At 56.2% G+C, this 24717-nt stretch carries 17 protein-coding genes and 2 pseudogenes; 8 read left to right on the top strand and 11 right to left on the bottom strand.

Translation table 11 applies throughout. The features are described from left to right. Positions 1-326: 326 nt before the first annotated feature. From IFT53_RS21590 to IFT53_RS21580, 3 genes are all read left to right on the top strand, one after another. Positions 327-608 (top strand): type II toxin-antitoxin system ParD family antitoxin, encoded by a 282-nt coding sequence (locus IFT53_RS21590; protein ID WP_192067401.1) that lies wholly within the window; start codon positions 327-329, stop codon positions 606-608. Further along, positions 598-915 carry a type II toxin-antitoxin system RelE/ParE family toxin gene (locus IFT53_RS21585; protein ID WP_192067403.1) on the top strand — a complete coding sequence of 106 codons (318 nt, stop codon included), beginning with the start codon at positions 598-600 and terminating at the stop codon, positions 913-915. Before IFT53_RS21590 ends, IFT53_RS21585 begins: the two co-directional genes overlap by 11 nt. Before the next feature lie 636 nt (positions 916-1551). Then, on the top strand, positions 1552-2598 hold the full coding sequence (locus tag IFT53_RS21580; RefSeq protein ID WP_192067405.1) for an alpha/beta hydrolase family protein: 1047 nt from the start codon (positions 1552-1554) through the stop codon (positions 2596-2598). A gap of 29 nt (positions 2599-2627) precedes the next feature. Here the strand turns inward: IFT53_RS21580 and IFT53_RS21575 are convergent, their stop codons facing one another. From IFT53_RS21575 to IFT53_RS24215, 6 genes and pseudogenes are all read right to left on the bottom strand, one after another. Then, entirely contained in the window at positions 2628-5681 is a 3054-nt protein-coding gene (locus IFT53_RS21575) for a UDP-N-acetylmuramoyl-tripeptide--D-alanyl-D-alanine ligase (RefSeq protein WP_342366659.1), read from the bottom strand. A 109-nt stretch (positions 5682-5790) separates the two neighbouring features. After that, entirely contained in the window at positions 5791-6993 is a 1203-nt protein-coding gene (locus IFT53_RS21570) for an HlyD family efflux transporter periplasmic adaptor subunit (protein ID WP_192067407.1), read from the bottom strand. Beyond that, positions 6994-9243 (bottom strand): type I secretion system permease/ATPase, encoded by a 2250-nt coding sequence (locus IFT53_RS21565; protein WP_192067409.1) that lies wholly within the window; start codon positions 9241-9243, stop codon positions 6994-6996. Positions 9244-9302: 59 nt separating this feature from the next. After that, complete coding sequence (locus tag IFT53_RS21560) at positions 9303-11111, bottom strand: BapA/Bap/LapF family large adhesin (protein ID WP_192067583.1); 1809 nt, start codon at positions 11109-11111, stop codon at positions 9303-9305. A gap of 14 nt (positions 11112-11125) precedes the next feature. Next, a complete protein-coding gene (locus tag IFT53_RS23865; RefSeq protein WP_244656425.1) occupies positions 11126-12643 on the bottom strand; it encodes a hypothetical protein in 1518 nt (505 codons plus the stop codon). 49 nt (positions 12644-12692) lie between these two features. After that, positions 12693-12980, bottom strand: a pseudogene (locus IFT53_RS24215) (BapA/Bap/LapF family prefix-like domain-containing protein); the annotation flags it as partial. An 86-nt stretch (positions 12981-13066) separates the two neighbouring features. On the opposite strand from IFT53_RS24215, the gene IFT53_RS21550 reads away from it, so the two are divergent. Further along, complete coding sequence (locus tag IFT53_RS21550) at positions 13067-13480, top strand: hypothetical protein (RefSeq protein WP_192067410.1); 414 nt, start codon at positions 13067-13069, stop codon at positions 13478-13480. Between the two features lie 55 nt (positions 13481-13535). On the opposite strand, the gene IFT53_RS21545 is transcribed toward IFT53_RS21550, so the two are convergent. Continuing rightward, a complete protein-coding gene (locus IFT53_RS21545; RefSeq protein WP_244656412.1) occupies positions 13536-14771 on the bottom strand; it encodes a TolC family outer membrane protein in 1236 nt (411 codons plus the stop codon). Between the two features lie 1163 nt (positions 14772-15934). On the opposite strand from IFT53_RS21545, the gene IFT53_RS21540 reads away from it, so the two are divergent. The 4 genes and pseudogenes from IFT53_RS21540 (at position 15935) to IFT53_RS21520 (ending at position 21201) form a co-directional block, all read left to right on the top strand. Further along, the gene (locus tag IFT53_RS21540; protein ID WP_192067414.1) at positions 15935-17626 is read left to right on the top strand and encodes a methyl-accepting chemotaxis protein; all 1692 of its coding nucleotides are present in this window, start codon (positions 15935-15937) and stop codon (positions 17624-17626) included. 513 nt (positions 17627-18139) lie between these two features. Further along, positions 18140-18320 (top strand): annotated as a pseudogene (locus tag IFT53_RS21535) (IS3 family transposase); the annotation flags it as partial. A gap of 146 nt (positions 18321-18466) precedes the next feature. Further along, complete coding sequence (locus tag IFT53_RS23855; protein WP_244656413.1) at positions 18467-20536, top strand: sensor domain-containing phosphodiesterase; 2070 nt, start codon at positions 18467-18469, stop codon at positions 20534-20536. Next, a complete protein-coding gene (locus tag IFT53_RS21520) occupies positions 20533-21201 on the top strand; it encodes a GGDEF domain-containing protein (protein WP_244656414.1) in 669 nt (222 codons plus the stop codon). The genes IFT53_RS23855 and IFT53_RS21520 overlap by 4 nt, the downstream gene beginning before the upstream one ends. A gap of 509 nt (positions 21202-21710) precedes the next feature. Here IFT53_RS21520 and IFT53_RS21515 read toward each other — a convergent pair. From IFT53_RS21515 to IFT53_RS21500, 4 genes are all read right to left on the bottom strand, one after another. Further along, positions 21711-22082, bottom strand: coding sequence for a response regulator (locus IFT53_RS21515; protein WP_192067415.1), 372 nt, complete (start codon positions 22080-22082; stop codon positions 21711-21713). After that, entirely contained in the window at positions 22079-23107 is a 1029-nt protein-coding gene (locus IFT53_RS21510) for a histidine kinase dimerization/phosphoacceptor domain -containing protein (RefSeq protein ID WP_192067417.1), read from the bottom strand. Before IFT53_RS21510 ends, IFT53_RS21515 begins: the two co-directional genes overlap by 4 nt. A 15-nt stretch (positions 23108-23122) precedes the next feature. Then, complete coding sequence (locus IFT53_RS21505; RefSeq protein ID WP_192067419.1) at positions 23123-23485, bottom strand: PAS domain-containing protein; 363 nt, start codon at positions 23483-23485, stop codon at positions 23123-23125. Between the two features lie 106 nt (positions 23486-23591). Next, positions 23592-23837 carry a DUF6894 family protein gene (locus tag IFT53_RS21500; protein ID WP_197980333.1) on the bottom strand — a complete coding sequence of 82 codons (246 nt, stop codon included), beginning with the start codon at positions 23835-23837 and terminating at the stop codon, positions 23592-23594. Positions 23838-24717: the final 880 nt, after the last annotated feature.

The raw sequence follows: 24717 nt of genomic DNA, 5'->3' as shown, positions 1-24717 counted from the left end.
TGAGGAAATCAACACGGCCTTCGAGCTGATGCACGAAGGCAAATCGATCCGCTCGGTGATAGAGTTCTAGCCATCAATCTCGGTCATGAATAACGGGCCGCACGGGCCCGCTATTTACCCATCCGGCAGCCATCTACAAGACAGTTGCAGAGCTCTCATTGCTCTTGAACGGAACCGAACCCGCGGCACGTAATTTCAACTTCCGTCAAGCCGTCTCCGTAGTGACCTTGCGGCAGAACCAGTACCACCAAGAGACCCAGCAACGATGTTGCCACTTTGAGCCTTTGGTGGTAAAAATTACTACCAAATGCCTTTGGAGGTCACCTATGCCAAATGTTGAAAAGGTCAGCGTTTCAATGACACCCCAACACGCCGAGTTATTGCGTGACGCTGTGAAAAGTGGCGCTTATGCTAGCGGAAGCGAAGTTGTTCGCGAAGCTATGCGTGACTGGTCGGCCAAATGGATGCAGAAGAGCGAAGATATCGCCAAGCTACGTGCGATGTGGGAAGAAGGCAAGGCTAGTGGCCCCGCGGTCGAAGTGGATTTTGATGCGGTGTTGGATGAAGCACGCCAGGAAATAGCGTCTGCCGCTCCCCATGCCCGTTAAGCTTCTTTGGACACCGAAGGCGCGCGCCGACGTAAAGAGCATCTACATCGAAATGGGGAAAGAGCAGCCGCGCAGCGCCGAGCGATACTTCGCCAATTTTCGCCGTAAGGCGAAATTGCTGATCGAGCACCCGCGTTTGGGCGAGCGTCACCCGGAAGTATTCCGAACCGCTCGGATGTTGGTCGAAGCGCCCTATGTGATTCTCTATGAGATAAGGCCCGACGCCGATGACGGCCCTATTGATACCGTCGAGATTGTCCGAGTGGTGGACGGACGGCGTGACCTCTCCGCGCTGTTTAAGACCTGATGGGATGAAGGCAAACTACCGAACGCCTTGAAAGGACTTGAACCGCTGACAACTAATTTAGTGTATGTCCCCGTATTAACATTGCAAGTGCGTGTAACCACTTGCTTTCCGAATGGCCCCATATTGGGCGTAAGGGGCACGCGGTTTTGATATTGACCGTAACACAAGCGCAGACAAGTAATCGGAGAAAGCGAAGTTCACTGCCACAGGCTGGATCGGTCTTTAGTTTAATGCGGCCATCGTTTGTGGAACCGCGGTCTCGCTTATGTGATCGAAGTGGTTCCTTTAGTTTGCGAAACTCGGTCGATGGGCTGGTCAGGATGATGCCAGCATGCAGGCGGCCATCCCAATGGAAGGACCGAGACGGAAAAATCCCAATCCCTTTTCATGCCACCCCTAAGCCGTCTGCCATGGTCTCTGACCCGCGTTAGAGCAGGCAAACCTGTAGAGAGTGACGCGCTACTCCCGAATTCCAGCATAGGTGCAGCGGGAGCTGACAATGCTAGCGTGATGCACCGACGAAGGAGATGACGTGGCGGGCAGTATTTGTCAAAATGAAATCGATTCCGTTGGCAGAGCCCTGAAATTGATTACAGTTCTTTCTAATAGCAATGCGTTGAAGATCGGAGTGAAACCATGACGGAGGAGGAGCCAAGGCTCACCTGGTGGATCGCGCGGTGGGTGTTGCTCGCACTGGCCATTCCGGGAGCTTCACAATCCGCTCTCGCAGATGCACCGCGGCTTGGACCTTTCGAATTGCCAAGACCGAGCGAACTTAGCGTTTTTCTCAATGACCAGGCCTTTAGCCCCTATGAAGCGCTGAACGGATCTTTCACTTCGTCGAAGCGCTGCGCCGCTGTTCCTAATGGCCTGTGGATCGAAATTGACGGCGAGGGAGATTGTATCCGCTACTATCCGCAAGGGTTAGCCGATAGTGAGAACCAGATTGCCCTTGTCTACTTCGGCGGTGACGTGATGCTGCGCAATTCCAAGGGCGTGCGTTTCATAACTGATTCCTATGCCCGGCAATCACCTGCTACGATCACGACGGAAATGGCAGAATGGGCCCACAAAGCCGGCCACCCTGTTATTTTCATGGCGCGCCCCGGCATCTATGGTTCTTCGGGCGATCACAACAAACGCCGCCATCTGCGCGAAATAATGCTAATGGATCGCGCGCTCGACCTGATCAAGAAAAAACACAAAATATCGAGCTTCATTCTAACTGGCCACTCTGCTGGCGGCCAGATCGTGGCAGGTCTCCTGAATAGGCGCAAGGATGTCTCAGCGGTCGTCATCACCTCCGGCCTTGTCTCGGTGAAACAGGTATCCGCCTTCTGGGAGCGACGACGACGGCTTCCGGGTAAGCTCCTCTACAATGCGGCAGCGTTTTACGATCCCATTGATGAAATTGACGGGATTCGAACCGATCCTCGACCAGACATCTATCTTCTCTCCGACCCGGAGGATCGCGCCGTTCCGTTTTTCAGTCAGCTCTTTTATGTCAGGCGCCTGCGCGCCGCAGGCTTCGAGCCGCACCATATCTATGTTCAGGCCACGGACCGCCAGCGCCATATTCTCGCCTATCACGGACGCCTTGCTGCCGCCCTTATCGCTCAGGGCCGTTCACCGATCAACATCCGCCGCGCTATCCATGAGATGGAACTTGAACAACTCAAATAGCTGTTCTGCTCGCTTGTGTGGAAACAGACCTACGCAGCGGAGCTGTCTTCAGCACTTTTCTTTAGCCACTCGACAAGTTCGTGCATTCCCGTGCTGTGTGAGCCCTTGAGAAGAACCACGTCCCCGTCGGCCAGCCGCTCGCGGAGAACGTCCTTCAGTGCCTGCCCCGTTCGGGCATGGAAACCACGCAAGGCAGGCGGAATTGCTTCCCAGAAGTCGATGTAAAGCTCACCGATAACATGGACTTCATCGATCGAACGATTCTGCATGAATGTTGCAAGCTCGGTGTGATAAGCGACCGCGCCGGGACCCAGCTCCGCCATCTCGCCCAGAACAGCAATGCGTCGCCGCCCGCCTGGGTGATCACTCAATCGGGCCAGAGCAGCGCGCATAGAACCCGGATTGGCGTTATAGGCGTCGTCAATCACGGTCAACCTGCGTCCATCGAGCGAAAGTTGAATCTCCTCTCCGCGTCCCGGCAGAGCCGCAAACCTTTCCAGCTGTGCGATCGCTGGCTCAAGTTGATGACCCAGCGCGGAAACAGCGGCAAGGACCGCAAGGCCATTCAGTGCCATGTGATAGCCGGCGGCGCCTATCCGGAAGATGATCTCCCGGCCTCTGATCCGCGCATGCGCCTGCTGGTTTGCCGCGTCGTAGCGCAGAAGCCGACAAATGCATTCTTCCGAGGTCCCGTAGGTGACAACGTCGAGCTTTTGCCGACGCGCCGCTGCATGCACTGTGTCCCACTCCAGCATATCGCGGTTGAGAACGGCCTTGTCGCCCGGCGCCATGCCCAGAAAGATTGCGCTTTTTGTCCGGGCAATATCTGTGATCGTACTCCTCTCGTTGAGGTGGGCTGGCAGAACATTGGTGAAGATTGCGACCTTCGGTCGCGCCATTCGGGCACTGATCGCCATTTTACCGATGGCCAGTTCCAACACCACGTGTGGGGCGTCCCACGGGACAGAGGCGAGGTTCCAGGCCACGCCCGCGGGCAGGTTCGCATTATGGTGGCTTTTGCCGACATCGCCCCAAGCAGAAAGCGCGTGAGCCAGCATGGCGACAACTGTGGTCTTGCCGGCACTGCCAGTTACCGCAAGCACATTACCGCTCATCCGGGTGCGTGCATAATCGCCCATCGCCAAAGTCGCCTGCATGTTATCAGTCACCCGGAGCACCGGCCCCTCCAGACCGTAGGCCAGTTCCGGATTTGTGGTAATATAACCTGCCGGCTTTCGGCAATCGATGAGCCTATGCACCGGCACCCCCGTCGCGCCTTTCCCGCCGCGCAGGACGACAATATCGTTGGGCTGCATGGCTGGCGCGTATGTGCAGAGCCCTTTTGCTGTCCAGCCTTCTGGCGGTGGCTGAACCCAGGATCCCCCGGTTGCCGCCGCAACATGAGCCGCATCCCACTGTCTGGCATCGGGGCCAACCCCTCCCTTCGATATATCAGGGCGGCGATGACCGGTGAACACTGCGTGTTGGCGAATAACTTCACGGAATACTGCCCTCTGCTTAAGATAGCTGCGATAGGCGACGAAGCCGGAGAGATAGTGCTCGACATCGTCAATCCGGACGCGGAAAGCATGATGACGGATGAAGAAGGAACCTGTGATGCGGTCGGGGTTGCGGTAATACATCGCCATTTCGGGCCAAAAGTGGCCGTTAAGCAGATGGTGCGCACGTTTCTCAAGTGCCCTTTCGAAATGCGCAAGATCGATCTCTTTCAACAGACCATGCAGGTTCGGCTCGGCCGCAATCCGCGACAATGTCTGGCGCGCCGCCATCATCAGTTCGAGCAACGTCGGAAAAGTAGTGATCCGATTTTCCACGAAGTCGAGGTAATTGGCGATGTTGCGGATGGCGAAACGGAAATACCGCTCCTTGGGCTTGTGACGCGTAAGTTCGTTGACGCAATACCCCAGCCAGTGGTCGTGATGTTTCCAGTACTCCTTGGCAATGAAGTGCCCGAATGCTTTTTCCACGGTTTCGAGCCACTGCCGGTCTCTTGTGAGATCATAGAGGCGCATGAGGCCGAAAGCAGCTTCGCCCTCATAGTAGATAGTGCGGTGTCGCTGCTTAATCGAAAGATCGGGAAACTGAAGGACATGCACGAAAGCGCCCGTCTCCGGATTCTGCATGTGGCGTATGCCGCATGCAAGCCGCTCGGCGAGCTCACTCCGTTCCATCTGGCCTGTGACTGCCATATATTTTGTGAAAGCCAGGATCGCAACGGCATTGCCGCCGAGCTTGATCTCTCCGTCTGCCTCAACAAGGAAGGCGGCTGGCAGGCCATCGGGAAGGACGACTGACCTGATCAGATGAGTCTCGAGGTAGACGAGCGCGCGTTCAATCGCCTTTTTTAGTTGCCTGTCATGTGTGACTTCCCAGGCTTCTATCATGGCATAGGTCGTGCTTGCGTGGCGTAGCCCATTGTAAGTCTCAATACGTCGATCGAAGCAGGCGTGATAACCGTAAACGAATGAACCATCTGCATTAACTTGCCGCGCGAGATAGGCAGAGGAATCGCGAAGCAACTGCAGAACAACGCCACCGTCCAGCCGGTCCAAGGTCCGGCGTCCTGCATCAAGACCATTTCCCTCGATCAGGTGCAGACTTCCGGCCTCGTCGCAAAAGACGCCTTTCGTCGAAAAGAGAAAGATCGTGCTATTTGGTGGAAAGCTCAAGGAAGGCAGATCTACATAGCGTCCGCGGGCATAGAGGTTGAAATTCTTTTCGTTCAATACAGCATTGGTCAGCGTGTTTCCGCCATAGAGCATCGCGTTCGCGTTCAACTCATGTTCGGTAAAGGCATGGCGGAATGCCGGATCAAGCGCAATTCCGAAACGGAAATAATTGCGCTTTACCTTGCCCAGCAGTGACCGCAGCCGCGCCCACGTAGTCTTTTCAGCAATCTCCACCCAATCGACTCGGACCCAACGCCCTTGAATGTTTTCGCTACCCATGATGGCAAGGAGCTGACTCACACCCTGTTGCCAGGCGGAATCGAGAGACGGACCTGAGACATTGACGACCTGTGCCCGCCTGTCTCCATCGGAAACAGAAAAGAACAATGCCACTTGAGGCAACGGGTATGCCAAAAGATGAATCCGGTTTTCTAGGAGGCTTCGTATGCCGGAAAGCCGATCGTGTATGCCCTGCGGCTTGTTTGCCGGAGACACTCTCGCCTTAACGTTCACGCAACGCCTCCTGGGCCTTGTTGAAAGGCTTGATGAGGTATTCCAGCACGGTCTTCTCACCTGTGTGAATGTCGACATTCGCGACCATGCCGGGAACGATCGGGAATTCCCGACCAGCCGAATTGACCAGCGCGTCCTTCTCCGCCTTGATGAACACGCGGTAGTAATAAATCTCCCGATCGACCTCGTCCTGTATCGTATCCGGTGAAATTGTTGTCACTTTGCCGTCAAGGCTGCCATAGACAGCATAGTCATAGGCACTGATCTTGACGCTCGCGCGCTGGCCGGGATGGATATAGGCGACGTCTCGTGGGGAAATCCGCGCCTCAATAAGAAGCTCGTCACCTAGCGGGATGATGTCCATAAGTTTGCCGTTGGGGGGCACAACACCACCGATTGTCGACACCTCAATGTTTTTCACAATACCACGCACCGGCGAACGATGCGTGAGGCGGGCAAGACTGTCCGCGCGACCGGCTACAATCGGGAAGAGAGAATTCACTTCGGCGTTCGCCTTCGTCAGCTCCTCGCGTGCCTTTACGACATATTCCGACTTGATCTCGACCTTCTTGAGTTCAAGCTCCACGCTCTGCCGACGCAGGCGAATAACCTCGACATTACTGGCCGCACCGACAGACCTCAATTCTTCATTGAGTTTCAGTTCGCTGGAGACAAGCGAAAGTGATTCCTCGATCCAGCGCAGGGACTCTTCGAGCGCCCGCCGGCGAGCTGTGTAAAGTTCGGTCTCCGAAGAAATCAGTACGGGGTAGGCGTCAAGTGACGGAGGAAACGATAAAGCTGTTCCTTTGACTTCAGCTTCAAGCCGAGTAGCTGCGGCGAGCGCCGCCCTATACTTCGCTGCGCTTTCCTCCACATCGGACTGGCTCTTGGTCGGATCGAGCTGTGCGAGAATCTGCCCTGGTTCAACCACCTGGTCTTCACGTACATGAAGCGTTGCGACAATCCCGCCTTCAAGCGACTGGATGACCTGTTCGCGGCTGGTCGGGATTACACGACCGTCCCCTGTAGAGACCTCGTCCAGCGTTGCAAAATAGGCCCAGATCAGCATTGCTACCAGAAGTGCTACGAACAGCTGTACGACGCGTGCGGAACGGATGAGGTACCGCCCGTCATCGTCACCGAATGCCCACCCCCCGCGCCTTGTAAACTCGCGTTCACTGAAAACCGCCATTTACACCTCCTGCGTCGTTTTGAAGGGGAAACCAGCCATCGCCGCTGCGGGTTTCTTTTCGGGCATTTTTCGCCGCACACCGTTCGGCGATGCTATCTTGTTGACACCACGCAGAGTGTTGAGAACCCCCTCCTTGCTGCCATCAAGAATGATCTGCCCGTTCTCAACGACGATGACGCGTTGAACCAGCTCCAGAACGCGCATGCGGTGCGTTGCAACGATCACTGTCCGCTCGGCACTCCACGACCGGAATCGCGTGATGAAGTGCCGCTCGCTCGCTTCGTCCATCGCCGCGGTCGGCTCATCAAGCAGAACGACAGCCGGATCTCGAATGAGGAGTCGCGCTAGAAGCAGTGCCTGTTTCTGACCACCTGAAAGGCCTCTTCCGCCCTCAAGGATGGGGTGGTCGAGCCCGCGCGGCAGCTTGCGCACGAAGTCATCTGCTCCTGTCATCGTAAGCGCGTCAAGCAGCAAGGTTTCCGGTGCATGCAATGCGCCAAGGGTAACGTTTTCACGGATGGTTCCATGAAAGAGGCGTGAGTCCTGAGTCAAGAGTCCAACATTCCGGCGCAGATCGGAGGGATCGACCTGTGAAAGTGCGAGGTCGTCGATCAGCATTTCGCCGGCTGCCGGTTCAACCATGCCCGCCATGGCCGAGAGAAGGGTAGATTTTCCGGCACCATTCTTGCCGAGAACGGCGACTTTCTCTCCCGCAGTTATTGACAGGTCCCCGATCGCAAGCGCTGGCCGCCCTGCATTAGTGCCGTAGTGAAAGGCCGCGCCCCTGATCCTGTATGCTCCACGCAAGGTGGGAACACTCACGCGCGTTTCGCTGTCAGGGTGATCGGAAGGCATACGCAAAATGGCGTCGATGCTTTTCAACCCCACCTTGGCCTGCTGAAACCGGCCGAGAATCTGTGTGAGTTGTGCCATGGGTGCCATCATGCGGGAGCCGAGAATGGAACATGCAACGAGAGAGCCCGTTGTCATGTCTCCTTCCATGACGAGCGGCGCACCGACGACGACGACCGCCGCGAAAGTGCCCGTCTGCACGGTATGGCTCCAGGCTGCGAGGCTACTGGTTATGGCTCGCAGACGCAGCTGACCGTCGGCCGAGACGGCATTGTAGTGGTTCCAGCGCTGCTGAAAATGGTCCTCAGCCTGCAGCGTCTTGATGTCCTCTATGCCCTGAACGGCCTCCACAAGCATCGCGTTGCGGAGCGACGATTCGCGCATCGCTTCACTGGCAGCAGCGCGAAGTCCGCGCTGGGCCAGCAGTCCGGGCAAGACGAGAAGAAAAAGAGCCGCAATCGGAATGATGACGATGGGTCCCCCAATCAACCAGAATATGAACAGGAACAAAATAAAGAAGGGAAGGTCCGCGACGGCGGAAACGGTGGTGGAGGTCAAAAGTTCGCGGACCTGCTCTAGGTCTCGCAACTGGGCGATGAACGTGCCGGTGGAGGTGGGCCGTTCCTGGTTCTTCACGCGCATCGCATGACCGAACACGAGATCGGAGATGCGCATGTCGGTACGTTTGCCGACGATATCTATAATGCGGGTGCGAAGACGGCGCATGATGAAGTCGAAGAACGCTGCCAGCAGCACGCCGATGAACAAGACATAAAGGGTGTTGAACGACTTGGCCGGCACCACCCGGTCATAAACCTGCATCGAGAACATGACGCCACCCAGTGCCAGAATATTGGCAACAAGCGATGCCAGCATGACATGGCTATAGGAGCCGATGTCGCGAAATGCGATCGAGCGGAACCAATGTTCCCGGTAAGGAGCAATATAGCCATCGACCCGCTCATCGACCGTTCCGCGCTGCGGACGCGCGATAATGACGAAGTCGGTCTGCCGCAGCAGATCATCAAGCGCCAGCACTGTGGCGACGCCGGCGTCTCCGCTGAGGACGATGGACACGTCCCTGTTGGCGGCCAAGGCTGTTACGACACCAATTGAACCGTCAGAGAGCTTCACGATCACCGGCAATCGCCAGCTTGTGAGAAGGCGCGGCGACGGTACTGCACGTTTGATCTGCAAGCCCAGCTTGCTTGCCAAGCGCATGAGACAATCATCTGTATTGATCGCCTGCATGGCTTGGGCGAGCTGTCGCGCTCCACCCGCCGAAAAAGGCACACCGTAGTGACGCGCCACATATTGAAGGGCCTCGCTCCAGCTCTCGAAATCGGAGCCAGCGTCAGAATCGGGCCATTGCTCCGTCGTCATGTCGGAAAGGGGCATGGGATTTCCTTTGTAACGGCATGGGGGCGTTTATGTCCCCATGCCGTCCTTGGATCGTTTCAGATTACAGTCGAATGCGTGGAACTCAATTCGTCTTCGGCCACCAGATGGCCGAAGGGGTCGACAGGCATCTCCACCGGATCGGGCGTCTCCGCAAGACCTGCGTGCTCCTCAGTCGAACTCAGATCAGCGTCACCATCCTCGGGTTCACTCAGAGCAGCGAGACCATCAAGCGGGACGGTCAATTCTTCAGATTCCTCCTCGATCAGGCGAGAGAGCTCGTCATCACTCTCCGAACTTGAGACAAATGGATCACCACTTTCCGCCAAATCAATGCTGTCGAGACCGGTGATATCCTCGGCAAAGAACATCATCGCCTGATCCGGCACGCCTGCGCCGGAGGGGTCGACGGTCACGACAAGGGACGATTGCTCGACCTCTCCCGACGGATGTGTGAGCTGATACTCGAAGGTCTCGGTTTGCGATGTGGCGAAATGGGGGAGATTCGGGTGCAACTCATAGCTGTAGCTGCCATCGGCGTCGATGGTTAGCGTACCATATTCACCGTCGATCGTTCTGGTGCCCGTCACATCCACGAAGCTTGTTCCGTCAAATACCTGGAACTGGGTAAAGGTGGAACCCAAATCATCATTGGTAAGCAGATTACCGCTGTCACCGGTCGCGGTCCCGACCTCATATTGGTCGGTGTATGTCACATCGATATCGGTTGTTATGGTCGCTGACACATTTACCAACGTTCCACTCAATGTCGACCGGACACGGTAGGTACCGGCGAGGAGATCGAGTTCAGCCAAATCTATCGACGCCACGGTGCCGAGCCCGCCAACAATAATGTTGAAGGAGTCGCTTGCTACCTGCTGCCAGTTGCCTGGTGTTGTTTCACGCTCGAGATAAAGCACACCATTCGACAGAGCCGCCAGCAGGACGGATGCGTTGATGCTGCCGGAAACCTCCATGCTGTCGGTGATTAAGAAACTGCTGCTGGTGTATGTGCTCGTCTGTCCAAGGCCGCCAGAAAGCAACGTGGAACCGGTGGCGGTGAAGAAATCGTCGTCCGTCACATTGCTCCAGATGACGGAAGCGTCTGCGCTATCTCCCGTTGTGGCAAACTCGAACGTCGCCGGAAGGCCGGGGTCGGTGTTACTCCAGGTCAGCGTTACGTTGTCGCTGCCGATCTGGACGTAAAGAGTTGCTGGACCAGTATTGCCGTCGGCATCCGTAACTACATAGTCAAACCGGTCCACCTTGCCGATCCCCGCTCCATTGGCGAAGGGCGTATAGGTGTAGGATCCGTCGGAACGTATGAGAAGCTCGCCGAAATCACCCTGTATGGCCACCCCGTCCTGATCGACGGCCAGGCCATCGACGCTCTGCACCGTCGTTCCAGCCGGGACTACGTCATTGTCGAGGACATTACCGCTCACAGCAACAGGGTCGTAACCGCCATTTTCTGTAAAGTCATAGTCCGTGCCATCGAGCGTCAGTGTGCCGCCAACGCCCACACCGAGCAGGCCATTGAATCCCATGAAGGCTCGGTATTCCCCCGGTTCCAGACCCGGCACGGTGCCACTGGTTCCGCCAAAAAGCGACAGGGACAGGATCGTGGCAGCACCTCCTCCGTCGATGCTGGTCCATTGCTGGGTCGAGGGATCCCACTTCTGCACCACAAGACTGTAGTTGCCTAGCGCGCCCGCACCGATGAGCCCGCTGAAATCGAAGTTGAGATCCTGTGTATGGCCGGTCTCCACATCAAATTCGATTGTATCCGCAAATAACTGCAGGTCTAGTCCGGCGAGACTCACGACCGCCAGGTAGGTATCGCTCCCCAGCGGAACATCCTCTGTCACGGTAGGGAGAAGATTCACCTCAGCCGTAGCCACATCATCCGTGGGTTCGAGATCCGCATCTGCGTCAGCGTCAGCGTCGGCATCCGCGTCGGCATCCGCGTCAGCATCTGCATCTGCATCTGCATCCGCATCGGCGTCAGCATCCGCATCCGCGTCAGCGTCAGCGTCGGCATCTGCATCGGCGTCAGCATCTGCGTCTGCGTCTGCGTCTGCGTCTGCGTCTGCGTCTGCGTCAGCATCAGCATCTGCATCTGCGTCGGCATCCGCATCGGCGTCAGCATCCGCATCAGCGTCTGCGTCGGCATCCGCGTCTGCGTCTGCGTCTGCGTCAGCATCAGCATCAGCGTCAGCGTCTGCATCGGCGTCAGCATCCGCATCGGCATCCGCGTCAGCATCTGCATCTGCGTCTGCGTCTGCGTCTGCGTCTGCGTCAGCATCAGCATCAGCGTCAGCGTCTGCATCGGCGTCAGCATCCGCATCGGCATCCGCGTCAGCATCTGCATCGGCGTCAGCATCCGCATCGGCGTCGGCATCCGCGTCAGCATCTGCATCGGCGTCAGCATCCGCATCCGCATCCGCATCGGCGTCGGCATCCGCATCAGCGTCAGCATCGGCATCCGCGTCAGCATCTGCGTCTGCGTCAGCATCAGCATCGGCATCAGCGTCAGCGTCTGCATCGGCGTCAGCATCCGCATCGGCATCGGCATCCGCGTCAGCATCTGCATCTGCGTCTGCATCCGCATCCGCGTCGGCATCCGCATCAGCGTCAGCGTCAGCGTCAGCGTCCGCATCGGCGTCTGCGTCAGCATCTGCATCGGCGTCCGCGTCAGCATCTGCATCGGCGTCAGCATCCGCATCGGCGTCGGCATCCGCATCAGCGTCAGCATCGGCATCCGCGTCAGCATCGGCATCCGCGTCAGCATCTGCATCTGCGTCTGCATCAGCATCCGCATCAGCGTCAGCGTCAGCGTCCGCATCGGCGTCTGCGTCAGCATCTGCATCGGCGTCAGCATCCGCATCGGCGTCGGCATCCGCGTCAGCATCCGCATCAGCGTCAGCGTCGGCATCCGCATCCGCATCCGCATCTGCATCCGCGTCGGCATCGGCGTCAGCGTCCGCATCTGCGTCTGCGTCAGCATCCGCATCCGCATCGGCATCCGCGTCAGCATCCGCGTCAGCATCGGCGTCCGCATCTGCGTCTGCGTCAGCATCTGCATCGGCGTCAGCATCCGCATCAGCGTCAGCGTCAGCATCTGCATCCGCATCAGCATCGGCATCAGCGTCAGCGTCTGCGTCAGCATCCGCATCGGCGTCGGCATCCGCGTCAGCATCCGCGTCGGCATCCGCGTCCGCATCTGCGTCTGCGTCAGCATCTGCATCGGCGTCAGCATCCGCATCAGCGTCAGCGTCTGCATCTGCATCGGCGTCAGCATCCGCGTCTGCATCCGTGTCGTCGCCGGAAGATCCACCGAGAGCAAGCGCTCCACCTCCAGCCAACAGGCCGAGGGCTGCAAGGCCGAGAATAGAGCCATCACTTGTGGACGCGCCGACGAGCTGGTCGACGCCTTCAATTTCTGAAAAACGGAAGTCAACCAAGCCGTCGCTATGCTCGCCTAACCACAGGTTGCCATCTTCGTCCTCAAGCACCAGCTCGCTATGTTCGCCATCGACCTCGCGGTAAAAATGCCCGATGCGAATGGTCTCGCCGGAGCGCATTCGAAGGAGGAGATCATCACCGTCACGCACGAAGTCTGAGACATCATTTCGATCGGCCCGGATCTGCACGATACTGGGCTTGCCCGCATCCAAGTTATCGAGTGACACGGTCCGAGAACTACCAGCGACCTTGTCGGTTATAACAGCAACCATGCAACCGTCCTCCTGCAACGCGGTACAATAGGCGACAGGAAATCACTGCCGCCTGAGACATCAGGCACATCGACGAAACTGGATTTATGCGAACAACGACCGCCGAGAAGCGCGATGCTCCCACATCAACGATCCTGTCTATTAGCCTCGGAATGTTCTCCGGTGCCCTCTCCTACTATCATATTTGCACAAAAAATGAACTCTGCAAGAAAAAAACAACCGAGGGGAGCATTAGCAATCACTTTTGTAATGACGCGTGGGTCGTGGAGGCGACCCAATATTCGAAACTATTGTGCGCGCCGGCTCTGTTTCGCCACGCCATTTCCGCCAAACAGATCACAGCGAACGGGTTCCGGAATTTTGATGTGAACAAATATTTTTTCTCGAATCACAATTGTGCGCTTCCGAATTTTGCTGCGTTTGAGACCTGCCCCCAGGTCATTCGTTTATCGGGAGATGCTGCGCAGGAAGAAAGCAGAAGAGAAAACGGCTCATTCTAAAAGTTGATAAAAATCAAATATATACGGGCTCGACGAATTAGTGACGTTGCTGGCTCTACAGGGAGATACCCTGTACGGTTTGACCTTCCAGCGAGAAAGCTTCTCGCATCCGTCCTCCATTGAAAGCGCAGTCGATATTCAGCCTGTGGAGGTCGTACTGGATATTGCTGATATCGAACCTCGCGGCATGAAGTTCCTGATCGGCATTGAGGAGGTCGAGCAGGGTTCGTGTGCCCAGTTCAACATATTGTGTTCGATAGAGATCACGCGTTTGCCGCATTGTCGATTGCCGGGTCGAGAGCGAGCGGCGTAGATTTTCCTTGCTTGCAAGTTGACTGCCTGCCTCGGTGAGGTCGCGCAAAATGTCGACCCGTGCCCGCGCCTCGGCAGCCTGGGATGCCCCTAGCGCCTGCATGGCCATATTTCGCCGGGCGCTCGTGGCGCCACCATTGTAGAGGCTTCCTGTAACCTTCAATCCGACAGTGTAGTCTGGGTCGAGCGAGCTGAGCTCGGTAACATCGACGCCAATGCCTGCGTCGAGAGACAGCGTCGGCAGTCCTTCAGCCCTGGCCAGGCCAATCTGCGCGGCCGCAGCTTCGCGATCTGCCGCCGCCTGCATGACTGCCGGCACACGTGACCAGTCCAGATTTGTCGTTGAATTGCAGGCCTTCGACAGCCATGATGGTACAGTGTCCGATACCTCGACCCCTCCGGCGACACCGCTCAGGTTTGCAAGAACTGCTTCCCAGCGCGATAGTTGTCCTTCGATTTCAAACAGCGTGGCCTCGGCGGCCTGAACACGCGCCTCGGCCTGCAGCAGATCGGAACGTGTGCTCGCGCCCTTGTCCGTACGCGACTTCACTAGTTCGAGAATAGATTTCACATCCTTGATCTGGTCACGGGCGACGCCCCGCAGGGAGCGGTTGCGCTGAATTTCAATCACCGAATTTGCCGCTTCGCGCGCAAGGTTGTCCACCGCCATCAAAACCTGCGATTTCCGACCAGCGATCCCTGCTGTGGCAATCTTAACGCGGTTGTCGACTTTACCAAAATCGTAAAGCATCTGCGAGACGCTGAAGTTCAAATCTGGGCTATAACGATTGGAGCTGTTGGTGTTGTAGGATGAATCCAGTCCCCAGCTGAAATTCGGAAGATAGCCGGCACGAGCCTCGTTAACGGACTCGGTCTGCTGACGAAGCCGCCCAACACTCTCTGTGACGGCGGGATGCCAATCAACGGCCTTCCTAACCGCGGTCTCGAGTGACAGAGGCCCCTTATGGTATGTGCTCATGGACTTCGCCGGCCGGACAACGCCAAGTGGTGCGCGTGTCACCCCAGGGAGATCGCTACCACCCGTCCGCGCGCCGTTGTCTGATACATTGGCACCCGTCTGTCGGTTGCTGTCGCTGGGCCGGCTCGCGCAACTGGTTGTCACAAAGCCCGCAGCCATGATGCATACAAACGCTCGAAGCCGACGAACTCGCATTGAACATTCCACCTTCTGACTAGAAGAATAACTAATCTGCCAGTACGAGGAACGAAACCGTGGCCGTTGGTTTACCGATATGAAACCGGTCAAACGCTAGGACTAGAGGCACATGGTTAACGATGAGTTAACCATGTGGGGGTGACTGTTAACCATGTATATCCCCGCGCCTTGGCCGCAGAGTGGGTGATGCGAGGAAAGGTTAGACTTCGAAGCGCGGAGAAGATTGGGATTAAGCGCTGCAGACTTCCCGGTGATTGGAAGCCCTGCATCGTACTTCTCCGTTTAAGTTTAAGCAGTGGCAGATGGGAAATTTTCCGCTCGATTATTAAGCCCCTATGAGATCGGTGCTCGACAGCCCGCATCACCTGACGCTTGGCTGCGCAGTCAGAGCGGAGCTGTCGGGGATGATCCGCGTGGGCGCCATGCATCTAAGCAGGCCCTATGAGCGTCGACGCAGCCACTTCAAGTGCGCCGCGCTACTGCAATCTGCAAGCTACCCCATCTGAGACATCTTTAGTCGCGTCTCTAATTAGGCATTCGGGTCAAGCTCTTTTTCTGATCTTTGACGGCCACGCGGGTCGCGCTTTTCTTCGCAATCTATTGGCTCCGTATCGTTTGAAATCTCTGCACGCATGCATGGGGATCAGGGACTGGAGATAGTACTTTGCAAAACGCCGTCATGAGCTTCTATGCGGCTTTCAATGTCCTGAGACAGCACGGTCAAAAGATTCTGTGCGCCGATATTAGCGACGTTCCAGCTGTCTCTGCGAAGCTCTGCCAGCATCACCGGGGATGCGCCGCAAAAACCAAGCATCAGGAGCCAGATGAATATCAAATATTGGGTTTGCTTCCACGAAACATGCTCAGAACGTCTCGCTTCGTCTTGACCGCGTCGCCCGACGAGAAAGGGAATTTTAATCCTAATAAAGCATCTTCTAACGAAACTGGAAATTGTGAGGGTATAAATGTTTGGGTTTGGGTCCGGGGACGACAGCTATGTTCTTGCAGCACTTTCCAAGTCGCAGGCGGTGATCGAGTTCGATCTCCAGGGCTATATTCTTTCTGCAAACGAAAACTTCTGCAAGGCGGTCGGCTACTCTCTGGACGAGATTATCGGGCGTCACCACAGTATGTTCTGCATGCCCGGCACTACAGATTCTGCAGAATACAATGCGTTCTGGAGCAGGTTAGGCGCCGGGACGTTTGATGCAGGGACGTACAAGCGTGTCGGCAAGGGCGGCCGGGAGATCTGGATCCAGGCCTCCTACAATCCAGTGTTCAAACGTGGCAAGCCCTTCAAGGTCGTCAAGTTCGCGGCCGACATTACGGTGGTGAAGGAAAAGGCGGTGGAGGATGCGGGCAAGCTGGACGCGATATCCCGCTCCCAGGCGGTAATCGAGTTCACCCCCGACGGAGAGATCATCACCGCCAATAAGAACTTCTGCAATACAATGGGCTACTCCCTGAGCGAGATTACGGGGAAGCACCACCGGATCTTCTGCCGCAAGGATCACGTTACGACCTCCGACTACGCATCCTTCTGGACAAGACTGGCGGCGGGAGAGTTTATCGCCAACGAGTTCGTGCGGGTGTCGAAGAGCGGCCGCGATATCTGGATCCAGGCGGCCTACAACCCGATCCTTGACTCGGCGGGGCGCGTCACCAAGGTGGTAAAGTTCGCCACCGACGTCACCGAGCGCATGACTGCAATCCAGCAGGTCAACACCGGTCTCGCCGCACTTGCAGAAGGAGATCTGACTGGGACGCTCGAACAACCCTTTGTGCCATCGATGGAGGAGCTTCGTGCCAACTTCAACGCGGCCGTAGTCCAACTCAACGAAACGATGCGCCACATCGGAGAGAGCGCCGTGGCGATTGCAGAAGCGTCGGGAGAGCTCACTGGGTCGAGCGACAGCTTTTCCAGGCGAACCGAACAACAAGCAGCTTCGCTGGAGGAGACGGCCGCAGCTCTTGAAGAAATCACCACCGCAGTGGGAGATTCGAGTGCGAGGTCAGCAGAGGCCGGCACGCTGGTCGCAAGGACCAAGAGCGGCGCCGAGAGGTCCGGCAAGATCGTCACGATGGCTGTGGCGGCCATGAACGACATTGACAAATCTTCGAAGGAAATCTCGAGCATCCTCGGCGTCATCGACGACATCGCCTTCCAAACCAACCTCCTAGCGCTTAACGCCGGCGTCGAGGCAGCCCGCGCAGGTGAAGCTGGCAAGGGATTTGCTGTCGTCGCACAGGAAGTACGTGACCTGGCGCTACGCGCAGCGACCGCCGCCAAGGAAATCAAGGCCTTGATTTCAACGTCGAACGCGATCGTGAAGAGCGGCGTCGAGCTGGTCGGTCAGACGGGGCAGGCCCTGCAGGCGATCGTGTCGGAGGTCGGTGACATCGACGGCAACATCCGGGCCATTGTGGAAGCTTCTCGGGAACAGTCTGTCGGACTGAAAGAGGTCAATATCGCAGTCAACTCGATGGACCAGGCGACGCAGCAAAATGCCGCCATGGCTGAAGAAACGACCGCAGCCTGCGCCGCTCTTTCTTTGGAGGCCGCATCCCTTCGCGCTCAGCTCGCCCGCTTCAGATGCGATCGCGCTTCCTCTCGCCGAAGCCAGATGCCGCATACGGCGTCTTCACGAGCGGCCTGATTCATAATGCGTCTGGTTCTTCGGAGAAGGCAGCGGCGGTTGCTATAAGGCTCCAGCTTGGAGCGGACCCCTTCTCGTCGCTCCCGAACTCGGTCAGCGAGCCCATCCCGGCAAAGATTTTATCTTAGGAACTAATCCGCAGCCTCGCTGACTTCGACGCTCTGGCCTTCCCAAAATGCGTTGAATCTGAATCTCTGTTGCAACGGGAGGTTTACGATCCGATCAGGGATTTCGTTACATGAAGATTTTGATGGGAAACCTCTCAAGCGGCTGGCGTGGCAGACTGAGGAAGGAGCTCATGTACGACGCCTTACCCCTCCCTACGATGGCGGCTCACGCTCAGATGCCGCCCGTCTCGGCAATGTGACGCTCCAGATTCACCGCTTTGTGGGAAGGTTCGCATGGCTCAGTTCTCAATGAAAATTAGGGGATGCGGACGAAAACTTGGACCACCAGAAGGTAGTCCAAGTATTCTTAAGCAGACAGACTTCAAGCCGTTGAGCTTTACATCAAGCCTGCGAAGGCTTCTTCGGCCGATTGAAAACGTAAATCTTTACCACGAGATTGGAAGGCCATCACAGTTGAACAGTTCGTTGCCGAGGTAGACGCTTTTATCCGCTGGTACAATGAGAAGCGTATCAAGATATCACAGGGATCGCTTAGCCCCGTCGAGTATCGTAAGAGCCTGCCTTAAATCTTGAAGCAGCCCCCCTTTTTATCGGCACCCCCCTAATCTGCCTAACCCGCTCAGTTCGGCGACATCATAAGCATATATTTCAGAAAGCTAATTAGATTTTAAGCAGAAGCTGACATGGTTCTTTCATACGAGTGGAAAGCGCTATGATTTCTCGACGAAAATTCGTGCAAACCGGTCGCGGCAAACGTGTCGAGCGACTACGGGCTGATGAACCTGCGGTGACGAACGTCGCGAAGGTTATAGCCGATCAATTAAAGCGGGCGATATTCACGCCGGCTATCTGGCCGGCATTTCAGCCTTTGGTTGATTTATCAAGCGGAGCCATCGTCGGGTTCGAGGTATTGGCCCGCTGGACCGATACATGCGGAAACGCCATTTCGCCAGCGCGTTTCATCGCTGTCGCCGAAGCAAACGACCTAATCAACGCTTTGACGAAGAAGATCGTTTCCGAAGCCTGTCAGCAAGCTACCCTGTGGCCAGGAACGTTCGTTCTTGCGATAAACCTATCTCCGACGCAGTTTCGCGACCCCCACTTGTTCGAATTCATCACCAAAACGGTTCAGGCAACAGGGTTTCCACTGAACCGCATTCATATTGAAATCACGGAAAGTGCTTTACTCGAGGAAGATCAGACCGTACGCGCCACGATCGCTTCTCTTAGATCTGCTGGCATAGGCCTCGCGCTAGACGATTTTGGGACCGGTTTTGCAAGCCTTACACGGTTACACGCCTTTCCCTTTGACAAGCTTAAGATTGATATGAGCTTCGTACGCTCGATGCAGCACGATAGCGGCAGCCGTAAGATCGTTGCTTCAGTGATTGGACTTGGACAAAGTTTAGGTATGACTGTTGTAGCGGAAGGTGTGGAAACGGAGGAGCAAGCTACCATGCTGCGCCGCCTGGGATGTGATGTGGGACAAGGCTGGTTGTTTGGCAAACCTCTCAACGGCGCGCAAACGGCGGAGTTACTGGAGACTCGGAAGCAGCAGACGTTGTCTCCACGAGGCATTAATACTTCGCTATTCCAACGCGTTCATCATTTGGACGCTTTGTACAAGGCGGCCCCAATTGGCCTGTGCTTCCTCGACATGAACCTGCGGCATGTCAGCGTTAACGATCGCTTTGCAGAAATGCTTGGTCTGTGTCCTGATGACATGATTGGGCATACCGTTCACAATTTTATGCCCGACAGAGCAGCCCGTCGGCTAACCAAGGATCTGCATCGCGTCCTCGGCGGCGAGACTGTGGTAATTGACGAGTACCAGCCGGTCGGCAGCAAATGCGCCTTTCTGGTTATAAATCAGCGTGTTGACGACGATGCTGGCGAACCTATCGGAATTTCGGTGACGGCAATTGACGTGACGAATCGCAAAGAAATTGAAACAGCTTTACGCGAAACCGAAGATCATGCTCGCTGGTCGATCGAGCTCAGCCCCAACATACCGTGGTCAAGCGACGCAAAAGGCGTTGTCAACTTCATGGGCCCGACGCCCGATGGCTCAGTGAAAAGTACGCCTGACCGAATTGCAGATTGGTACGATCGTATGCATCCCGATGATCGTCTGCGGGTGAGGCAGGAGTGGCTTGCTTGGTTGCCATCCGGCCAGCCATTTGAAACGATGTTCCGGATGAGGTTTCGCGACAATGACTGGAGATGGATGCTCAGCCGCGCGAGACCGCATCTCAACGTCAAAGGCAAGATTGTCAAATGGTATGGTGTCATTACTGAGATCCTGGTTCAAGAAAGGCTCGAGGCGAAAAGGGCGGAATTAGAGAATTTATCTACGATCGCAGGCATTAGACTACAGGCCGGCTTGATCAACGCGCTTGGACCAGCGAACGCCCCCATCTATTTGCCAGTTACCCAACCTGATCAGATGTTGGCTGGAGACGCTGCGCCGGAAGCGGACGACGCATTGCCGACCGGGCTTCTCATATCGATGCTAATGCGGATGTTCGAGTTTGCACCGATAGCTATGTCCATCACGACAAGCGACACACAGACATCAAGCTATCTCAAAGTTAACCGAGCCTACCTCCGGCTCACCGGGCTGAAGTGGGATGATATCAAGGGTAAAAAGCTTACCGCTGGCGGCGCGGCGATTGATAATCCTGCGCGTGACCGCCGTCATCGTCTCTTGGCGGAAGAAGCTCTTACGAGCTTGAAGAGGTCGATATTGCATATGCAGACGGCACCATCATTCCGACCTTGATCTCAGCGCAACGCACCGTCATCGACGGCGCATCTTTCGACGTTGAGGTTATCATCGATGTTTCCGCCCGCGTCAGGCAGCAGCTTGAAATCGAGATCGCTCTCAAGACCTCGGCCCGAACCGATGCGCTTACTGGCCTGCCCAACCGAGCTCGTTTCGATGAAGTTCTCGCCGACGCTGTTGCGCGCAACCTCCTGAACGACAGGAAACTTGCGCTAGCATTCATCGACTTGAACAAATTCAAGACAGTCAACGATAAGCTTGGTCATTCGGCCGGCGATGAAGTTCTAAGAACGATCGCAAGCCGATTAAGAGAGAATTTTCGGGCGACGGATTTTATTGCGAGGATCGGTGGCGACGAATTTGTCGTAATGCTCGACATAGATCGAAAACTTGCTGGCGATTTGCAGTCCCATCTTCAGAAAACGATGGAGCGGATTTTTAAACCGATCCCGGTCAATGGACAGGTCACATTCACCGGTGCTGCGGTTGGCGTTACGTTTCTGCGGTCGGATGATACTGCCAAGTCCTACGTCGATCGAGCTGATGAGTACATGTACATTGCGAAAAACACCGGGGAACGCGTTGCAGTAGTGTGTTTTGGCCAAATCCTTGAACCGTCGAGTGCAACCCGCGGACCCGAGAAATACCGGTTCACCAATTGAACGTACTTGCATTCGTCCTAATTCACTAGGATGGCGGCGAGCGCAATCTCGAGTGAGGTGATCTGATCGCTCGAAAAGATTCTATCGTTTCGGCTTTGCAGCCTCTGGGTCAGGAAAGCTGGACGTGTAACGGATAACCTTCCTAGCATAGCATTTTGCGCAAGAGCGTTACTTCAAATCTTGTGCCGCATATTCAAGCCCCAGCGTCTGCATCGTGGAAAGCAGCGGATGTTTGGCAAGCGGATATCCAGTGCTATATTTACCCTTTCTCCGCGGTCACCTCACGTCAGCACCTGTTCCGCCACGTTGGTGGATGCGATCTTGGCAATGTCGTCGAAATCCTTCTGCGGTTTCGTGTCCAAAACGTCACAGGAATACAACGCGGCAGCCGCAGTTCTGCCGGGAGGTCGACAGCTAGATTTTTTAAAAAGGTTTCCTAGGCTGAAGAACTCGGGGTGTATTGGGCTTGTACCTACGCACGTTGCAAAGCGACGAATATGAGACGCTCGTCAAACGGCAGCCAAACTGATCACCGTCAGGACCTCGCGTTCCGAATAGGGCTTGCCGACGAAACCGATCGGTTGCCACTGCATCGCCATCTGTCGAGTTCGCTCGTCGAGGTTTCCGCTGACGAACAGGGACGGGATGTTCCAACGCTGCCTCAGCGCGGCGGCCGTCTCGACACCGTTCGACCCGCGTGCCAGGTTGATGTCCATGATGGCGACGTCGATTTCACCGTCCATGCTCTCGGCGATGGCCAGGGCCTGGGGCATGTCGGAAGCCTGGCCGACAACCGTGTAGCCCGCGTCCAGAAGCATGTCCTCGAGGTCGAGGGCCAACAACATTTCGTCTTCGACAATCATAACCCGCAAAGCCGTCATCGGTCGGTCCCCTCGAAGGCTAGCATGAAGCGGTAGCCATCCCGTGCACTGGATGCTGCCACCACCCCTCCGAGCTGTGTTGCCATCGTGGCTATCAGCCTACTCCCGAGGTCGCCGTCGGCCACCGGTGAAACCAACTGCGCACCCAAAACCTCGAGCTTGATCTGCCCGTTGGCGGCGGTCTTCAGTGAAACCGTGATCGGCTTCTCCTCGTCGGCACCTCTTAACGCCCCGGCTAGCAACTCGTTGACAATAACCGAGATCGGGATCGCCCGTTCAGTTGGCAACTCAAGAGCATCGGCGTCGACGGTGATCGCACGTGATCCGTCAGCGACGAGATCGAGGCAGAGTTTCGAAAGGTGGTCAGCCATATCCACTCTGAGTGAATTCCTGTCTCGGTAAAGCCGTTCATGGACGGATATGATGGCACGGACGCGCGAGATCGCCAAGTCAAAAGCTGCTTTTGTGGCAGGGTCCTGCAGCGTCCGCGCTTGCAAACGCAGAGTGCTGACGACCAGCTGTAGGCTGTTCTTCACGCGATGGTTCACCTCGGCGAGAAGAAGCTCCTTCTGCTCGGTCAGTTCCGCCTGGGCGGCGAGTGCTTCGCTGAGTATCGCCTCCCTGAGTCGGTCCGCGGTGACATCCATCAATACGCCGATCATGCGTACCTTCCCTGTCGAGGTCCGCAGAACCTCTCCCCGTGACGTAACGAACTTCACCTCTCCCGAGGGCAGGACGATCCGGTAGTCGAACATCATTGTCGTTCTGTCCGGACAGGCCATGAAGTCAGCGACCACCTGCCTGACGGAAGGCAGATCGTCGGGGTGCATTCTTGCGAAGAAAGGCGCGGCGACGGGACCGCCCTGGCCAGGCTCGAACCCGAAGATCACGTCGACGGAGTGGCTGCGCCTCCAGATATCGGTCTCCGGTTCATATTCCCAGCTGGCAAGGTCGGCGGCATGGAGGGCGACGCGAAGGCGGGCGTCAGCCTCCTTTGCCTTCAGGACGCTCTCCGTGACATCCATGGGGTTCTGGATAATTTATTCGATCTTTCCGCCGTGACCGATGACGGGCGTATGAACAGGGGTCCAGAACTTCTGCGCGAACCCTCCGCCCGGCTGCGGGATGTCGTACTGGATGACAGCCATCTCGTGCGGCCTACCAGTTTCGAGAACATGCCGAAGCGACACCTCAAGCGGTCCCTGCTCGACGGTTCCTTCGGCATCCGGGTTCTCGGGGAACGCCACCAGGATATTTCGGCCGACAATGTCAGAGAGGGTACGGTCGGTCAGCGCAAGGTATGCGTCGCTGGCTCCGACGATCGCAAGGTCGGTGTCGAGTACCAAATATGGCTGAGGCATTCCCTTGAGGATCGCCGCGAAGTTCGTGGTAGACGTAGACATAAAAAGCGGCACCCAAGATTCTGTTTCGCCATAATAGACTATGGAGTTAGAAGTTCCTAAAATAAATCGCCCAATCCAATGTCTATGCAGTGAAGTATTTGGCACATCAGCTGTCGATCGGCTCATAGGTATAGGTCAGCGATCCGACGGAAACGGCTCGACCTCCTTCATCTCTCACTTTCACGGTCACAATCCCTCGGTGGTCATCGTAAGGTAACTCGTCCCTCGCGATATCGGCCATGATGCGTCCCACTTCTCTGGGAAGGTCATCTGCTGACGATAATAGCATGCCGTGAACGTCAATCATTTCCCCGTCGCCGTTGTGGACATCGAAAAAATACCGGGTCACCATCGAAGGTCCTATGCTTTCGGGATACGATCCCGGTCAGTCGCGGAAGCTAAATGGAGTCATCAGCGTCTTGTTTTGCGGAAGCCATGCTCTACCAGTGTTTGATGAACGAGCTCGGCCATTAACGATTTGACTATGAACTTTGCGTTGCCTGAAAGATCGCCTGGACCAGGAACGACCGCCCCGGAAGATATCACGACACGGATGTGCGGCCAGCGCTCCGCTACGATGCGCGCCCGACGGAAGCCGTCCACGTCGCCGGGCATCTGAACGTCGGTGAAAAGAAGCTGGAGTGTTGAATGTCTGTCGAGGAAAGCGAACGCCTGGTCGGCCGTGTAGGCTTTCCACGACCGAGTAACCCTCATCCGAAATCATATCGGCCGTATCCAAGAGGATGAGCGGCTCGTCGTCGACGATAAGGGCGATGGGTTTAACAAGCTGCTCGAATTCTGCGGTTTTCATGCACCCTAAAGCTACAGGACGGTGGTTTGTTCCTGATACCCCAAGGATGATGAAGCTATTGTTCTATACAAACAATTTGTTGAAGATAACTTTGCTGTAAAGCTGCCCTCGCAAGGCAACATAATGCCTTGACGTTCGGGCGTTCGTTAGCCTCTATGTTAGCTGTAGTCATGTCTTCAATTAAAACTGAATGCCGACGTGATCTGGGTAATGTGATAGTTCCAGATGCCCTAGACACTAGCACGCCCTTGCAACAGCAAGACGCTCTACGACGAGATATTGACCCGCACAAATTCGTCGCGCGCACTCGTCATTCGATGATCACGAGCGACTAGGTAATGATCGAGACGGTGGATGCGGATCCTGACTTCGGTCGCGTGGTGGGGCGGATAGAGCGAAATCGAATAAATGCCGAAGCATG

Source organism: Rhizobium sp. CFBP 13644 (assembly GCF_014842165.1).
GTDB classification, from domain to species: domain Bacteria; phylum Pseudomonadota; class Alphaproteobacteria; order Rhizobiales; family Rhizobiaceae; genus Agrobacterium; species Agrobacterium tumefaciens_C.
This window is presented reverse-complemented; position numbering and strand designations above follow the sequence as displayed.

Coding starts and splice junctions, on each gene's coding strand:
- IFT53_RS21590 (WP_192067401.1), top strand. CDS start 327: ATGCCAAATGTTGAAAAGGTCAGCGTTTCAATGACACCCCAACACGCC.
- IFT53_RS21585 (WP_192067403.1), top strand. CDS start 598: ATGCCCGTTAAGCTTCTTTGGACACCGAAGGCGCGCGCCGACGTAAAG.
- IFT53_RS21580 (WP_192067405.1), top strand. CDS start 1,552: ATGACGGAGGAGGAGCCAAGGCTCACCTGGTGGATCGCGCGGTGGGTG.
- IFT53_RS21570 (WP_192067407.1), bottom strand. CDS start 6,993: ATGGCGGTTTTCAGTGAACGCGAGTTTACAAGGCGCGGGGGGTGGGCA.
- IFT53_RS21565 (WP_192067409.1), bottom strand. CDS start 9,243: ATGCCCCTTTCCGACATGACGACGGAGCAATGGCCCGATTCTGACGCT.
- IFT53_RS23865 (WP_244656425.1), bottom strand. CDS start 12,643: ATGGCTCTATTCTCGGCCTTGCAGCCCTCGGCCTGTTGGCTGGAGGTG.
- IFT53_RS21550 (WP_192067410.1), top strand. CDS start 13,067: ATGCGAACAACGACCGCCGAGAAGCGCGATGCTCCCACATCAACGATC.
- IFT53_RS21545 (WP_244656412.1), bottom strand. CDS start 14,771: ATGAGCACATACCATAAGGGGCCTCTGTCACTCGAGACCGCGGTTAGG.
- IFT53_RS21540 (WP_192067414.1), top strand. CDS start 15,935: ATGTTTGGGTTTGGGTCCGGGGACGACAGCTATGTTCTTGCAGCACTT.
- IFT53_RS23855 (WP_244656413.1), top strand. CDS start 18,467: ATGATTTCTCGACGAAAATTCGTGCAAACCGGTCGCGGCAAACGTGTC.
- IFT53_RS21515 (WP_192067415.1), bottom strand. CDS start 22,082: ATGACGGCTTTGCGGGTTATGATTGTCGAAGACGAAATGTTGTTGGCC.
- IFT53_RS21510 (WP_192067417.1), bottom strand. CDS start 23,107: ATGGATGTCACGGAGAGCGTCCTGAAGGCAAAGGAGGCTGACGCCCGC.
- IFT53_RS21505 (WP_192067419.1), bottom strand. CDS start 23,485: ATGTCTACGTCTACCACGAACTTCGCGGCGATCCTCAAGGGAATGCCT.
- IFT53_RS21500 (WP_197980333.1), bottom strand. CDS start 23,837: ATGGTGACCCGGTATTTTTTCGATGTCCACAACGGCGACGGGGAAATG.